This window comes from Mycolicibacterium vulneris (genome assembly GCF_002104765.1).
Taxonomy (GTDB): domain Bacteria; phylum Actinomycetota; class Actinomycetes; order Mycobacteriales; family Mycobacteriaceae; genus Mycobacterium; species Mycobacterium vulneris.
Genome location: NZ_NCXM01000005.1, coordinates 147693 through 160658 on the forward strand (window position 1 = coordinate 147693; position 12966 = coordinate 160658).

Annotated in this window: 13 protein-coding genes; 10 read left to right on the forward strand and 3 right to left on the reverse strand. The window is 65.4% G+C overall.

The genetic code is table 11. From position 1 onward, the window contains the following. Positions 1-9: 9 nt before the first annotated feature. Positions 10-831, reverse strand: a complete 822-nt coding sequence (locus B8W69_RS06750; protein ID WP_085289212.1) for an enoyl-CoA hydratase/isomerase family protein — start codon at positions 829-831, stop codon at positions 10-12. Between the two features lie 173 nt (positions 832-1004). On the opposite strand from B8W69_RS06750, the gene B8W69_RS06755 reads away from it, so the two are divergent. Together B8W69_RS06755 and B8W69_RS06760 are read left to right on the forward strand one after the other, a co-directional pair. Beyond that, positions 1005-1700, forward strand: a complete 696-nt coding sequence (locus tag B8W69_RS06755; protein ID WP_085289132.1) for a hotdog family protein — start codon at positions 1005-1007, stop codon at positions 1698-1700. Continuing rightward, a complete protein-coding gene (locus B8W69_RS06760) occupies positions 1697-2605 on the forward strand; it encodes an enoyl-CoA hydratase/isomerase family protein (RefSeq protein ID WP_085289133.1) in 909 nt (302 codons plus the stop codon). The genes B8W69_RS06755 and B8W69_RS06760 overlap by 4 nt, the downstream gene beginning before the upstream one ends. Positions 2606-2624: 19 nt before the next feature. Here B8W69_RS06760 and B8W69_RS06765 read toward each other — a convergent pair whose 3' ends face one another. Next, complete coding sequence (locus B8W69_RS06765) at positions 2625-3437, reverse strand: TetR/AcrR family transcriptional regulator (protein ID WP_085289134.1); 813 nt, start codon at positions 3435-3437, stop codon at positions 2625-2627. Between the two features lie 192 nt (positions 3438-3629). Between B8W69_RS06765 and B8W69_RS06770 the strand changes: the two genes are divergently transcribed. Beyond that, positions 3630-4427, forward strand: a complete 798-nt coding sequence (locus B8W69_RS06770; protein ID WP_085289135.1) for an SDR family NAD(P)-dependent oxidoreductase — start codon at positions 3630-3632, stop codon at positions 4425-4427. 43 nt (positions 4428-4470) lie between these two features. Further along, on the forward strand, positions 4471-5487 hold the full coding sequence (locus tag B8W69_RS06775; protein WP_085289136.1) for a dihydrodipicolinate synthase family protein: 1017 nt from the start codon (positions 4471-4473) through the stop codon (positions 5485-5487). 59 nt (positions 5488-5546) lie between these two features. Here B8W69_RS06775 and mbp1 read toward each other — a convergent pair whose 3' ends face one another. Continuing rightward, complete coding sequence (gene mbp1 / locus B8W69_RS06780) at positions 5547-5786, reverse strand: microaggregate-binding protein 1 (protein WP_085289137.1); 240 nt, start codon at positions 5784-5786, stop codon at positions 5547-5549. A gap of 344 nt (positions 5787-6130) precedes the next feature. Here mbp1 and B8W69_RS06785 point away from each other — a divergent pair, with 344 nt between their 5' ends. From B8W69_RS06785 to B8W69_RS06810, 6 genes are read left to right on the forward strand one after another with little or no spacing between them, the layout of a single operon-like run. Further along, positions 6131-6976 (forward strand): enoyl-CoA hydratase, encoded by an 846-nt coding sequence (locus B8W69_RS06785; protein WP_085289138.1) that lies wholly within the window; start codon positions 6131-6133, stop codon positions 6974-6976. Between the two features lie 29 nt (positions 6977-7005). Beyond that, positions 7006-8208, forward strand: coding sequence for an amidohydrolase family protein (locus B8W69_RS06790; protein WP_085289213.1), 1203 nt, complete (start codon positions 7006-7008; stop codon positions 8206-8208). 31 nt (positions 8209-8239) lie between these two features. Beyond that, positions 8240-9865 (forward strand): acyl-CoA synthetase, encoded by a 1626-nt coding sequence (locus B8W69_RS06795; protein WP_085289139.1) that lies wholly within the window; start codon positions 8240-8242, stop codon positions 9863-9865. After that, positions 9862-10692 carry an amidohydrolase family protein gene (locus B8W69_RS06800; protein WP_085289140.1) on the forward strand — a complete coding sequence of 277 codons (831 nt, stop codon included), beginning with the start codon at positions 9862-9864 and terminating at the stop codon, positions 10690-10692. The genes B8W69_RS06795 and B8W69_RS06800 overlap by 4 nt, the downstream gene beginning before the upstream one ends. A 2-nt stretch (positions 10693-10694) precedes the next feature. After that, positions 10695-11741 carry an acyl-CoA dehydrogenase family protein gene (locus B8W69_RS06805; protein ID WP_085289141.1) on the forward strand — a complete coding sequence of 349 codons (1047 nt, stop codon included), beginning with the start codon at positions 10695-10697 and terminating at the stop codon, positions 11739-11741. After that, positions 11742-12941 carry an acyl-CoA dehydrogenase family protein gene (locus tag B8W69_RS06810; RefSeq protein WP_085289142.1) on the forward strand — a complete coding sequence of 400 codons (1200 nt, stop codon included), beginning with the start codon at positions 11742-11744 and terminating at the stop codon, positions 12939-12941. Positions 12942-12966 lie beyond the last annotated feature (25 nt).

A 12966-nucleotide genomic window follows, 5' to 3' on the forward strand; every position in this document is an offset into this window, starting at 1 on the left:
TCCCTTCGATCATCGGCCATCGAACTTCGGTGGGCGTCGCTGCCGGAAGGCACCCAAGCCCTCCTTGAAATCGCTTGTTCGGCAGGATAATTCCAGGTTGAACAGCTCCTGGGTCAGCGATTGGCTCAGCGTTGCGTGCTGGCCGAAGTTCAGGGCCTGTTTGGCCAGGCCGAGTGCCGCCGTCGGACCGGAGGCCAGTCGGCGCACCAGCTTCTCGGCGGCGTGGTCGAGGTCGGGGCCATTTACCGCCTGGTGGATCAAGCCCCAATCGGCCGCGTCCGCCGCGCTCACCTTCTCGCCGAGCAGCAGCATGCGCCTGGCCCGTGCCAGGCCGACGAGCCGGGGCAGCAGCCAGGTGGATCCGGAGTCCGGGCTGAACCCGCGGTCGATGAAGGGCTCCCAGAACACCGCATCGTCGGCGGCCACGGTGAAGTCGGCGGCCAGCGCGAGGTTGCAGCCGAAGCCCACGGCCCAGCCCCGCACGCTGCACACCACTGGCAACTGGATGGTCGCGACGAGCTCGATCACCCGGTGAGCGACGTGGGGGATCCGTCGCACCAGGTCACCGGTGCGGGGACGCCGCCCGCCCGGATTGTTGGCGGCCACCCAGTCGGCGCCGGCACAGAAGTCGTCGCCCGCGCCGCGGATGTGGACGGCTCGCAGCGAATCGTCGGCGGCGGCATCGGTGAGCGTCTCGACCAGGGACCCGATCATCAACTGCGTCAACGAATTACGCTGGGATGGGCGGTCGATCGTCATCAGTAACACCGCACCGTCGCGGTGCACTGTTACCGAACCCTCGGCACCGGCCGTGCCGGCCCCTTGACTCACCGTCGAATCCGGCCTTTCCTCGCCGATACGGTTACCCATACAGTAGGCAATACGATTGATACGCTGTATAAGTTAGCAAGGATACGCTGCCTGCGAAACAACCCGGGTGAAAGAGAGAACCATGGCCGCGCCGGTGACGATGCAGAGCGCAGCGATGAGGAGGAGGGGCGCTGATGACATTGTCGGAGGGGCATGCCGCGCCCGCGTCGACGAGCAACGGCGGCGCCAGGTTCGGCGAGGCGCCGCTTGCCCAGACCGTCGCCGCGGCTGCCGCCATGCGGCGCCTGAGCTCGCTGCTGGTCTCCCTCGAGCACCCGCACCGCGCGGTCGACGCCATGTTGCAGAAGTTCGCCGAGTGGGAGGCCGAGCTGTCGGCCGCGGCGCCGACGGACAACGCGCCGCGCATCGGCGAACTGCCCGACGATCCCCGCCGCGTCTACCTCAACCACGCAACCGACATCGGTGCGTACAACCCGTGCTTTCCCGAATACCGCTTCGACCGACTCGATGGCGAGACCGCAACGGGCAGTGTCGAGTTCCCGCTGGTGTACGAGGGGCCGCCGGGGTTGGTGCACGGCGGATTCCTGGGCGTCTTCTTCGACTGCGTCATCCAGCACCACAACTGTGTCACCGGCCTGTCCGGCAAAACCCGATCCCTGGTGGTGACCTTCCGGCGGCCGACGCCGGTGCTGACCGAGCTGCGATTCGACATCACCCGCTCCGAGGGTGAACGCGGCATCACGTCGACCGGGCGGCTGTTGCTCGACGACGAAGTCCTGTGTACCGGCGAGGTCGACACGTTGGCGTCACGGCCGGAGAAGCTTGCCGGATCGCGATTCGGCAGGCGCCGAAAGGAGTCCGATACATGACCCCCTCGAGCAGCTCAGACGATCGGGTGCTCTTCGATGTCGATCCCGATCGGCACATCGCGACCATCACGCTGAACAATCCCAAGCAACGGAACTCGTATGACGCGTCGATGCGTGAGGCCCTCGCCCGGTGTCTGGACCGGGCGGCCGAGGACGACGACCTGACGGTGGTGTTACTGCGCGGTGCCGAGGGGGTCTTTTCCACCGGCGCCGACATGAACAATGCCTACGGCTGGTACGGCGCCTCCGCGCCGCAGAACCAGCCGGCCGGCGATGACCGGGCGGCCAAGCGTCGCCCCAGCCAGCGCCGGCGACTTACCGTGGACCGCAAATCTTTTGGCTTCTATCACAATTTCATGGGCTTCCCGAAGGTGACGGTGGGGGAGATCGCCGGCTACGCCCTCGGCGGCGGCTTCGAGATGGCGTTGATGGCCGACATCTCGGTCATCGCGCGCGACACCAAGATCGGCATGCCGGCAACCCGTTTCCTCGGGCCCGCGCTCGGCAGCCTGCACATGTTCTTCCACCGACTCGGGCCGGTGCTGGCCCGGCGCCTGCTGCTGACCGGCGACATCATCGAGGCCGCCGAGATCGAACACCTCGGAATCTTCACCGACACCTGTGCGCCCGGCGCGGTGACGGCCCGGGCGCGATATTGGGCCGAAAAGGCGGCGAAGATGCCCGCCGACGGGGTCGTGATCGCCAAGGAGGCATTCCGCCTGGTCGAACAGAGCCAGGCGTACCAGGGCGAAGAGGTCGCCAGCTATCTGTTCCACGCCTTCGGCACCAACCTGCAATTCGGGCCGGACGAATTCAACTTCGTCAAAACCCGTGCGCAGCACGGCGCCAGGGAGGCTTTTCGGTTACGCGACGAGCACTTCCACGTACCGGAACCCGAAGGCTGACAATTGATTTCGGGTCAGGTCAGCGGGCCGCTGCCGCCTTGGTCCGGCTCCGGGCAGTAGCCGACTTAGCCGGCTTGCGCTGTCGTGACGACGCCGCTTTGCTGCCCTTTGACCCCTTGCTCTCGTCGATGAGCCGGCCGGCGTGGTCGAGAATGCAGGTCAGGCCGTACTCGAAATTGGTCTCATCGGGCGCGCCGATGCGGTGACCTATCTGGGTCACCTGGGCGAGGAGCGGGGTCTTTTCCGGGTCGATCGACACGGCGTCTTCGATGGCCCGGGGGCCGACGTCCGACGACTGGTTCTTCTCGTAGAGCCGTTGCAGCACCACCGACCCGCGCACGTGAACCGAAACCGCCGAGTAGGTGTCGAACGCGTCCTCTGGAGACAGGCCCGCCTGCACCAGATTGGAGACCGCTTTTTCCATTTCCTGAGCACCCAGCCGCGCCGCCTTCGGGGAAAGCGCCGCCCGAATCAGAATCAGGTCGCACAGAATTGGGTTGCCCATGAACGTCTTACGCATCAACCGCGCGTGGTTGGCTAACGTCTCGCGCCAGTCGCTGGCCTCGACATAGGGAGTGGCGAAAACGTACTTGCTCAGGGCGCGGTCGGTCATCGCGTTGAGGAGGTCGTCCTTCTTGCGGAAGTACCAGTAGATGCTCGTCACCCCGACACCGAGATGTTTGCCAAGCAGCGGCATGCTCAGGTTGTCGATCGACACCTGCTCCGCGAGTTCAAATGCGCCACTGATGATGTCATCGGGGTTGATGGACCCGCGTTCGCGTCGCTGGCGCTTATCGGCGGTTGCCTGCTTTGCCACTACGGGCACCTCCATCAAAATCTGTTTCGTGCATGCGGTCTGCCAGCCGTGCTGCCGGTAATATCGAATTTACCGGCACTTCTGATCTGACCTGCGTATACGCCTTCGTGTCGCATTCTTCCTCTGCTACTGTAATACCTATCGTAGGCTTTTTGGTAAACCGGCTGGACAGCCGAAAATGACTGGACTAGAGCTACGGCTTAAGTCATGGATCTAGGGCTGGCGAATGCCGCTGCGGTGGTAGTCGGCGGTAGCCGCGGGATGGGATTGGCGACGGCACGCTGCTTCGCCGACGAAGGCGCTCGGGTGGCGGTCGTCGCGCGTAGCCGGAATGCCCTCGATGCGGCGGTGACCGATCTCACGCAACGCGGTAGCCCGGATGCGGTCGGACTGACCGCCGACATCGGGGACGACGATGCGGTCGGCGCGGTGTTCGGCGAGCTCGCGCAGCGATGGGACGGCGAACTCAACGCTCTGGTTGTCACGGTGGGGCCGGGCGCAGCGGGCACGTTCGAAGACCTGACCGACGACCAGTGGCGCGAGTCCGTCGAAGACGGCGTGCTGGGGATGGTGCGCTGCGTGCGTGCCGCGCTGCCGCTGCTGCGCAAGGCGCAATGGGCCCGGATCGTCACCTTCTCGGCGCACTCGACTCAGCGGCAAAGCGTCATGCTGCCGGCCTACACGGCGGCGAAGGCGATGCTGACCAGCGTGTCGAAGAACCTGTCCCTGTTGCTGGCCAAGGACGAGATCCTGGTCAACGTGGTATCGCCCGGCAGCATCGCGTCGGAATCCCTGGTCGGCTGGGCGAAGTCGGTGGGGGTCGACGGCAACGACCCCTACGCCCTGATGGAGGCCATCGCCAAGCATTTCGGCCATCCCGCGCACATGCCGCGTGCGGGCCTGCCGGACGAAATCGGCCCGGTCGCCGCGTTCCTCGCCTCGCGACGCAACTCCTACATGACCGGAGCCAACATCAACGTCGACGGCGGCTCAGACTTCACCTGATCGCGGATTCAAGAAATCGATTGGCAGACAAAAGGAGTCGACCATGGCTACGGCAGCAGAGGCACGAGCGTGGGCGCCCGGCGCATTGCGGGGGATCGGTGACTCCCTCTACACCCCGTTCTGCGGCACCGACGGCGATGACATCGACTGGGACGCCTACCGGACGCTGGTGCGCTACTGCGTGGGTGATCTCGGGCATCCGATGTTGTGGTGCACCAGCGGAATCGCCGAGTTCTGGTCGCTGACCCTGGACGAGCGCAAACGGCTACTGGAGGTGGCCGTCGAGGAGGCGCGCGGCATCAATCCCGGCGTGGTGGTGCAGGCCTGCACGGCGGCCATGTCGGCCAAGGACTGTGTGGACTTGACGCTGCACGCCCAGCAGGCGGGCGCCGACATCGCCTACATCCAAACGCCGATGATGGAGGCGCACGGCGGCGACGGCGTACTGCGCTTCTTCAAATACGTTGCCGCGCGCACGGATATCGCACTAGGCATGTTCAATTCTCCGTCGTCGGGTTACGTGCTGACGCCGGCCGAAAGCGCCCGGATATACCACGAGGTTCCCGCGGTGTGTGCCACGAAGGAGGGCGCTTTCCGGCCGGCGGGCAGCCGGATGCTGCACGAACTGGCGCCCGGTCTGGCGGTGTGGGAATGCGACAAGACGGTGTACCGGGCGGGTTGGCTGCGCGACGGGATCGTATGTCCGGCGCAATTGGGAACCGCCGGCTACCTTTTCGAAACCCCCACGCGGCGATTGTTCTCCGAATACTGGGATTTGGTGCGCAACGACAAACTCGTCGAGGCCATGGACTACGGCCGCGAGTCCGGCTTGGACCAGTTCGATCTCGACATCGGATCCTGGTGGACGTGTTACCCGGGGCGAGCGGATTACTTCACCCACTGGGGCGGCGCATTCAAGCACGCGGCGTCGCTGCTTGGCCTGCCCATCGGTGCGTACCCGCACTCCCGGCCCCCGCAGGCCGAGCTGCCCGCCGAGGCGAGAGCCCAGATCGAAAGCGCTTACCAGCGCCTGGGCCTGCTCGAAACTGTCTTGCAATAGAGGTTACCCAGCGAAGCGGGCCCGGTCGGTGACCGGGCCCGTCTCGTTTGGCTGGACGTTTACTTCTGCTCGGCCCGCTCACGCTCCTCGTAGGCCTTGGCCTTGCCGCGGGCCTTCTCAGCGGCGGCTTCCTTTTTCCCAGCGTTACGCTGCGCTTCCGCCTTGTCCTGCTGAGCCTTACCCTCTTTCACCAGGCCGTCGTTGCCGATGATGATCCCGATGACCTGCTTGGTCTTACCCAGGGCATCTTCGACGATGCCTCGAACGAGTTCGATCGGGCCGCTCTTGACGTCAACCATTACATCTACCTCCCATTGTCGGCTGGCTTGTTCTGGGTTTCCCGATCGCGTGGCCGAAGCAAACGTGGCTGCGACGTGTCCCACACCACAAGATTTAAGTCTTGCCACGTCGATGGCGGTTGGCGCGGCAAAAAAGAGTTGCAGGCGTTCGGTTACGGCGCCGTCAAATTCATCGTCCGCAGGGCAGTCGATTCATGGGTGGCTGGAGCGACGCTTCGGCACCTGAAAATCGCAGTTTAGTCGGGGTTTCACACCCGGATGGCGCCGGTTGTAGAATGCAGTACCGATAGGTATACAGTATGGGTACTAACTTGCCTGTTGGTCAGCTATGAGGGGACGGTCCGATGAGCGCCGCCGACCATGTGGTCACCGATGAGGCGGTGCTTTATGAGACCACTGAAACCGGTGTTGTAATTCTGACGTTCAACCGCCCCGATCGCCTCAACGCCTGGGGCCCCGACATCGCCGCCGGGTTCTACACGGCGATCGACCGCGCCGAACGGGACCCGGCCGTCCGGGCCATCGTGTTGACCGGCAGCGGCCGGGGTTTTTGTGCCGGCGCGTATTTGGGCGCGCCGAGTTCGGCACCCAGCTACGGCGAGACGATGGAGAAGGCGGGTCAGACGAACCTGGCCGACCTGGTCGGGGAGCGCCCGCCCCACTTCGTCACGACGCTGCGCAAGCCCGTCATCGCGGCCATCAACGGTGCGTGCGTCGGCATCGGGCTGACCCAGGCGCTGATGTGCGATGTGCGGTTCGCGGCCGCCGGCGCGAAGTTCGGCGCCGTGTTCGCGCGCCGCGGTCTGATCGCGGAGTTCGGGATTTCCTGGATACTGCCGCGGCTGACCAACTGGGGCGTGGCTCTCGATCTGTTGCTGAGCGGGCGGACCTTCCTCGCCGAGGAGGCGGCCGAGCTGGGCCTCGTGAAAGAGGTTGTCGCGCCGGACAGTCTGATGAAGCGCGCCCTGGCCTATGCCGAGGACATCGCCGCGAATTGCTCCCCGGCGTCGATGGCGGTGATCAAGAGGCAGGTCTACGGCGACTCGACCCGCGACGTCGAACAGGCCAATTCGCTCGCCGAAGTTCTGTTGCACGAGGCCATGCCGCGCCCAGACGTGATCGAGGGCATCACGAGTTTTCTCGAGAAGCGGCCGCCGCAATTCCCATCGCTCGATTCGACCGACGCTTAGTGTTCGCCGGTATGGCGGAAAGGATGATCATGGCTGACTTGGGTTACCAGGCGATCGACGTTGACAATCACTACTACGAGCCGCTGGACTCGTTCACCCGCCACCTGGACAAGAAGTTCAAACGGCGCGGCGTCCAGATGGTCAATGAGGGCAAGCGGACCTTGGCCGTGATCGGGGATCGCGTGAACCATTTCATTCCCAACCCCACCTTCGACCCGATCATCGTGCCCGGCTGCCTAGACCTGTTGTTCCGCGGCGAGATTCCTGAAGGCGTCGACCCGGCCTCGCTGATGAAGGTCGAACGGTTGGCTGACCATCCCGAGTATCAGAACCGCGACGCCCGGATCACGGTGATGGACATCCAGGACATCGAGACGGTGTTCATGCTGCCGACCTTTGGATGCGGGGTCGAGGAGGCGCTCAAACATGACATCGAGGCAACGATGGCGTCAGTGCATGCGTTCAATCTGTGGCTCGACGAGGACTGGGGCTTCGACCGGCCCGATCGCCGAATCATTGCCGCGCCGATCATTTCGCTGGCCGACCCGGCCAAGGCAGTCGAAGAGGTCGAGTTCGTGTTGGCGCGCGGCGCCAAGCTGGTGCTGGTGCGGCCCGCGCCGGTGCCCGGCCTGGTCAAGCCGCGGTCGCTGGGCGATCCCAGCCACGACCCGGTGTGGGCCCGGCTGGCCGAGGCAGGGGTGCCCGTGGGATTCCACCTGTCCGACAGCGGCTATCTGCACATCGCGGCGGCGTGGGGCGGCAAGGCGACGTTCGAGGGCTTCGGGGGCAAGGATCCGCTGGATCAGGTTCTTCTCGACGACCGGGCCATCCACGACACGATGGCCTCGATGATCGTGCACGGGGTGTTCACCCGTCATCCGAAACTCAAGGCGGTCAGCATCGAGAACGGCTCCTACTTCGTGCACCGGCTGATCAAGCGTTTGAAGAAGGCGGCGAACACCCAACCCCAGTTCTTCCCCGAAGACCCGGTGCAGCAGTTGCGCAACAACGTGTGGATCGCCCCCTACTACGAGGACGACCTGCCGGAGCTGGCCGCGGCCGTCGGCGTCGACAAGATTCTGTTCGGTTCCGACTGGCCGCACGGAGAGGGCCTCGAATCGCCGGTGTCGTTTGCCGAGGAGCTGAAAGGCTTCAGCGAGTCCGACGTGCGAAAGATCATGCGCGACAACGCGTTAGACCTGCTTGGCGTCCAAGTCGGCTCGGCTGCCTGATCGACTTGATCACCCAAGGCCGGCTACGCCCGTGAGCGAATGGACCATAGGGGCGGTTCTCGACGAAATCGCCGACGTCATCGGAGACCGGACGATGACGGTCTGCGGCAGCCGCCGCAGCACCTTCCGCGAGTCGGCGGAGCGCACCCGCCGGCTGGCGAACTTCCTGGCGGGCAACGGGTTAGGAGCGCATCGCGAACGTGCGTCCCTGCAGAACTGGGAATGCGGGCAGGACCGGGTCGCGCTGGTCATGCACAACGATCTGTACCCGGACATGGTGATCGGCTGCCTCAAGGCCCGCACCGTCCCGGTGAACATCAACTACTACTACACGCCGCCCGAGGTCGGCGAGCTGCTCGACTACGTGAAACCCCGGGCGGTCATCTACCACCGCGCCCTGGGCGCTAAATTCGCCGACGTCCTGACAGGCGCCGGCGTCGACGTGCTGGTGTCGCTCGACGACGGCAGCGGCGCCCCAGAGTTACCCGGCGCGGTGCCGTTGGAAGACGCACTAGCACAGGGGGGTACCGACCACGGCGTAACGGCATCCCCGGACGATCTGCTGATGATCTGCACCGGCGGCACGACCGGCCGGCCCAAGGGCGTGCTGTGGCGACAGTCCGACATCTACGTGTCCTCGATGGTGGGGGCGGACCACGCCTGCGCCCAGGAGATCCACGACAAGGTGCGGGGTGACGCCGGCGCCCCGTGGTTCGCCGTCTCGCCGCTGATGCACGCGGCCGGCATGTGGACGGCGTTCGCAGCGATCATGGCGGGCACGCCCGTGGTGCTCTACGACACCTCGAAAAAACTTGACCCGCATATAGTCTGGGAGACGGCCGAGCGGGAGAAGGTCGGCATGATGACCATGGTCGGGGATGCCTACGCCGCACCGCTGGTGGCGCAGTTGCAGGGTGGCTCCTACGAGCTGTCGTCGCTGTACGCCATCGGCACCGGCGGTGCCGCGACGAATCCGAAATATCAGCAGGCCCTGCTGGAACTGCTGCCCCATATCACCCTCATCAACGGTTACGGCTCATCGGAGACCGGGAACATGGGCTTCGGCCACAGCCGGCGCGGCACCCAGGCCGACACCTTCACGCTGCGCGAGGGCGGATTGGTGCTGTCCGAGGATTACAGCCATTTCCTTTCCCCCGGTGAGTCGGAGGTGGGCTGGGTCGCCAGGGAAGGACGAATACCGTTGGGATACTTCAACGATCCTGACGGCACCCGCAAGACCTTCCCCGAGATCGATGGCAAGCGGGTGGTGATATCCGGTGACCGGGCCGGGCTGGAACCCGACGGGGCGTTGCGGTTGTACGGCCGCGACTCGCTGGTGGTCAACACCGGCGGCGAAAAGGTTTTCGTCGAGGAGGTCGAAGAGGTGCTGCGCGCCCATCCGGCGATCGCCGACGCGCTGGTGGTCGGCCGGCCCAGCGAACGCTGGGGCGAAGAACTCGTCGCCCTCGTCGAACTCCGTGATGGAGCCGCCGCGGCCGCCGAGGAGCTGCACACACTCTGCACGGCGCGACTGGCGCGGTTCAAGGCGCCCAAGGAGTTCCTCGTCGTCGAGCAGGTCCAGCGGTTGGGCAACGGCAAGGCCGATTACCGTTGGGCGAAACGTCATGTAACAGCAAAGGCGCCGATGTCGACATGAATGCTATCGATTGCCTGGTCAACGTGCACTTCGGCGAGACCGAGCAGCAGCCGAGCTGGATGCTCAAGGTGCGCGACGACTACTTCAAGGGCCCGGAGTCCATGTTCGCCCCGGTCGAGTTGTCGAAGCTGCTCGAGGAGATGGACGCTCAGGGCGTGCGCAAGGCGATCCTGATGGACAACCTGGCCAAGCCGTCGGTGACCGCGCGCAAATTCGTCGAGGAGAAGCCGGATCGTTTCGCCCTGGCGATGGGTGGGGTGAACCTGCTGCGCCCGATGCCCTCCCTGCGCGAACTCTCGGCCATCGTCAAAGATCTGCCCGTCGCCTATGCCGCTGTGGGACCAAGCTTTTGGGGCGACGGGCAGTATCCGCCCAGCGACGCCGTCTATTACCCGCTTTACACCAAGTGCGCCGAGCTCGAGTTGCCGCTGTGTATCAACACCGGCATTCCCGGGCCCCCCATCCCCGGCGAGGTGCAGAATCCGATCCATCTGGACCGGGTCTGCGTGCGATTCCCGGAATTGAAGCTGTGCATGATTCACGGCGCGGACCCGTGGTGGGACGTCGCGATCAGGCTGATGATCAAATACGCCAACCTGCGGTTGATGACCTCAGCGTGGTCACCAAAGCGGTTGCCGGACAGCCTGTTGCACTACATGCGGACCCGCGGGCCGAACAAAGTCATCTTCGCTTCCGACTGGCCGGTGCTGAAAATGCACCGCGTCGTTCCCGAAGCTGCCGCGCTGGACCTGCCCGCCGACGTGCTCGACAACTATCTCTACAACAATGCCCAAGAATTCTTCTTCGGTGGCCAGGAGGAAGGCTGAGGATGGACCGCTATGAACTACGCAGGCTCGACTACAGCCTGACGTCGGATCACGAGGCGCTGCAGGCCGCCTACCGCGATTTCTTCAAGACGCATTGTTCGATCGAAACCGTGCGCGCCGCCGAGGAAACCGGCTTCGACAAAAACCTGTGGGAGCGGTTGTGCGCCATGGGCGCAACGACCATGGCCGTCCCGGAATCCGCGGGCGGAGACGGTGCCACGATCGTCGACCTGACCCTGGTGGCCGAGGAGATCGGCCGGTCGCTGGCACCGGTTCCGTGGATCGACCAGGTCTGCACCGCCCGGCTGCTCGCGCGGCTCGGCGCGGCCGAGCCCGACGTCGTCCACGGCAAGCGACTCGCCGCATTCGATCCGCAGCACGACAGCGCGTCGGGTGCCCGGCTCCTGCCCACCGGGTCGATTGCCGACCAGATCATTGTTCGCGACGGCGACGACGTCGTCGCGCTGACCTTCGGAACGCGCCCGACCAAGGTGGACAACATCGGCCGGTTGCCGATGGCCTGGGTGGATCCGGCGACCGCCGACACCCGCACCGTGCTGGCCAGCGGATCCGGCGCGTTGGCGGAATATCAACGGGCCCTGGATGAGTGGCGCGTGCTCAGCGCCTCGGCGCTGGTGGGCCTGGTGGAGGAGACCATGACCATCGCGGCTGAGTTCGCCAAGACTCGTTACACGCTGGGTGTGCCGATCTCGACGCTGCAGGGTATCTCTCACCCGCTGGCCAACATCGCGATCACCGTGCAGGGCGGTCGCAACCTGGCACGGCGCGCGGCCTGGTTCCTGGACAACGAGCCGCAGGAGCGGCCGGAGCTGGCGCCCTCGGCGTTCGTGTTCATGGCGGAGGAGGCGCCGAAGGCCGCGACCATGGCGGTGCATATCCAAGGTGGACTTGGTGTTTCGGCGGAGGCCGCCGCGACCGCGTATCTGGTGCGCGCCCGCGGCTGGGCGCTGGCCGGCGGCGATCCCGGCGCCAGCGCCAAGTACATCGGCGAGCTGGTCGCCGCACGCGAAAGTGGAAAGGGCGCCTGAGTGGATTTCTCACGGGTCACGCTGTCCGAAGACGATCAGCGCTTCCAATCCGAAGCGCGCGATTTCCTACGCACGCATGTGACGGAAGACGTCAAGCGCCGGGACCGGGAAACGGGTGACAACTTCGACGAAGGGGTGCACCTGGCGTTGGGCGCCGCCGGTTACCTTGAGCGCGAATGGAAGCCGGAGGCCGACGGCGGCTTCAGCCGGCTGCGTCGCCGCATCTGGGAGCTGGAGAAGCGGCGCGCGCACGTGCCCTGGGTGACCTGGGGTACCACCGCCATGGTGGCCCGTTCGGTCGCTAGATTCGGTTCTGCCGAGTTGCGGGACGAGGTGTTGCCGGGTGTGTTCAGCGGGCACGTCCGGCTGTGCCTGGGCTACACCGAACCCGAGGGCGGATCCGACATCGCCACCTGCAAGACCCGCGCGGTGCGGGAAGCGGATGGATCGAGCTGGATTATCAACGGCTCCAAGATGTTCACCACCGGAGCGCACAACTGCCAGTACGTCTTCCTGATCACCAACACCGATCCGGACGCGCAGAAGCACAAGAGCCTGACCATGCTCCTGGTCCCGCTGAACTCCCCGGGCATCGAGATTCAGGGCATCCGCACCGTCGACGGCGACCGCACCAACATCGTCTACTACAGCGACGTGCGCGTCGACGACAAGTACCGCCTGGGCGACGTGAACGCGGGCTGGACGGTACTGCGTGAGCCCCTCAACACCGAGCACGGCGCGGTGGCGGCCGCCTCGGATGGGCTGCAGGACGTGTCGATCATGATGCACCAGGCCGGTTTCATGGCCGATGCCCTGGACAAGGCCGCCGCCAGAGTCGCGGAGCGGGATCCGAATGGGCGCAGGCTCATTGACGACTCCGCGGTGTCATATCGGTTGGGGCGCAGCGCCGCGCGGATGGAAGCGTCGCTGAGCGCGCCCACCATCTTCGGGCGCGTCGCCCTGGCGCAGACGATGCGTGACATCTCCCCGGACCTGATGGACATCCTCGGCACCGCGGCCGCGCTGCCCCTGGGCACCGACGGCGCCGCCGACAATGGGGCCGCGGAGTACGTGTACCGGTTCGCCCCGCTGGTCGGGATTTACGGCGGCACGCTCGAGGTGTTCCGCAACATGATCGCGCAATACGTGCTGGGCCTGGGCAAGCCGGCGTACGCGCCGGTCGCGCAGAAAGCGTCCTAGCGCCCGCGGGTTCGCCCCGCTGTGC

Bases quoted from the DNA above. Each gene is read 5' to 3' on its own strand.
- B8W69_RS06755 (WP_085289132.1), top strand. From the start codon at position 1,005: ATGACATTGTCGGAGGGGCATGCCGCGCCCGCGTCGACGAGCAACGGC.
- B8W69_RS06760 (WP_085289133.1), top strand. From the start codon at position 1,697: ATGACCCCCTCGAGCAGCTCAGACGATCGGGTGCTCTTCGATGTCGAT.
- B8W69_RS06765 (WP_085289134.1), bottom strand. From the start codon at position 3,437: ATGGAGGTGCCCGTAGTGGCAAAGCAGGCAACCGCCGATAAGCGCCAG.
- B8W69_RS06770 (WP_085289135.1), top strand. From the start codon at position 3,630: ATGGATCTAGGGCTGGCGAATGCCGCTGCGGTGGTAGTCGGCGGTAGC.
- B8W69_RS06775 (WP_085289136.1), top strand. From the start codon at position 4,471: ATGGCTACGGCAGCAGAGGCACGAGCGTGGGCGCCCGGCGCATTGCGG.
- mbp1 (WP_085289137.1), bottom strand. From the start codon at position 5,786: ATGGTTGACGTCAAGAGCGGCCCGATCGAACTCGTTCGAGGCATCGTC.
- B8W69_RS06785 (WP_085289138.1), top strand. From the start codon at position 6,131: ATGAGCGCCGCCGACCATGTGGTCACCGATGAGGCGGTGCTTTATGAG.
- B8W69_RS06790 (WP_085289213.1), top strand. From the start codon at position 7,006: ATGGCTGACTTGGGTTACCAGGCGATCGACGTTGACAATCACTACTAC.
- B8W69_RS06800 (WP_085289140.1), top strand. From the start codon at position 9,862: ATGAATGCTATCGATTGCCTGGTCAACGTGCACTTCGGCGAGACCGAG.
- B8W69_RS06805 (WP_085289141.1), top strand. From the start codon at position 10,695: ATGGACCGCTATGAACTACGCAGGCTCGACTACAGCCTGACGTCGGAT.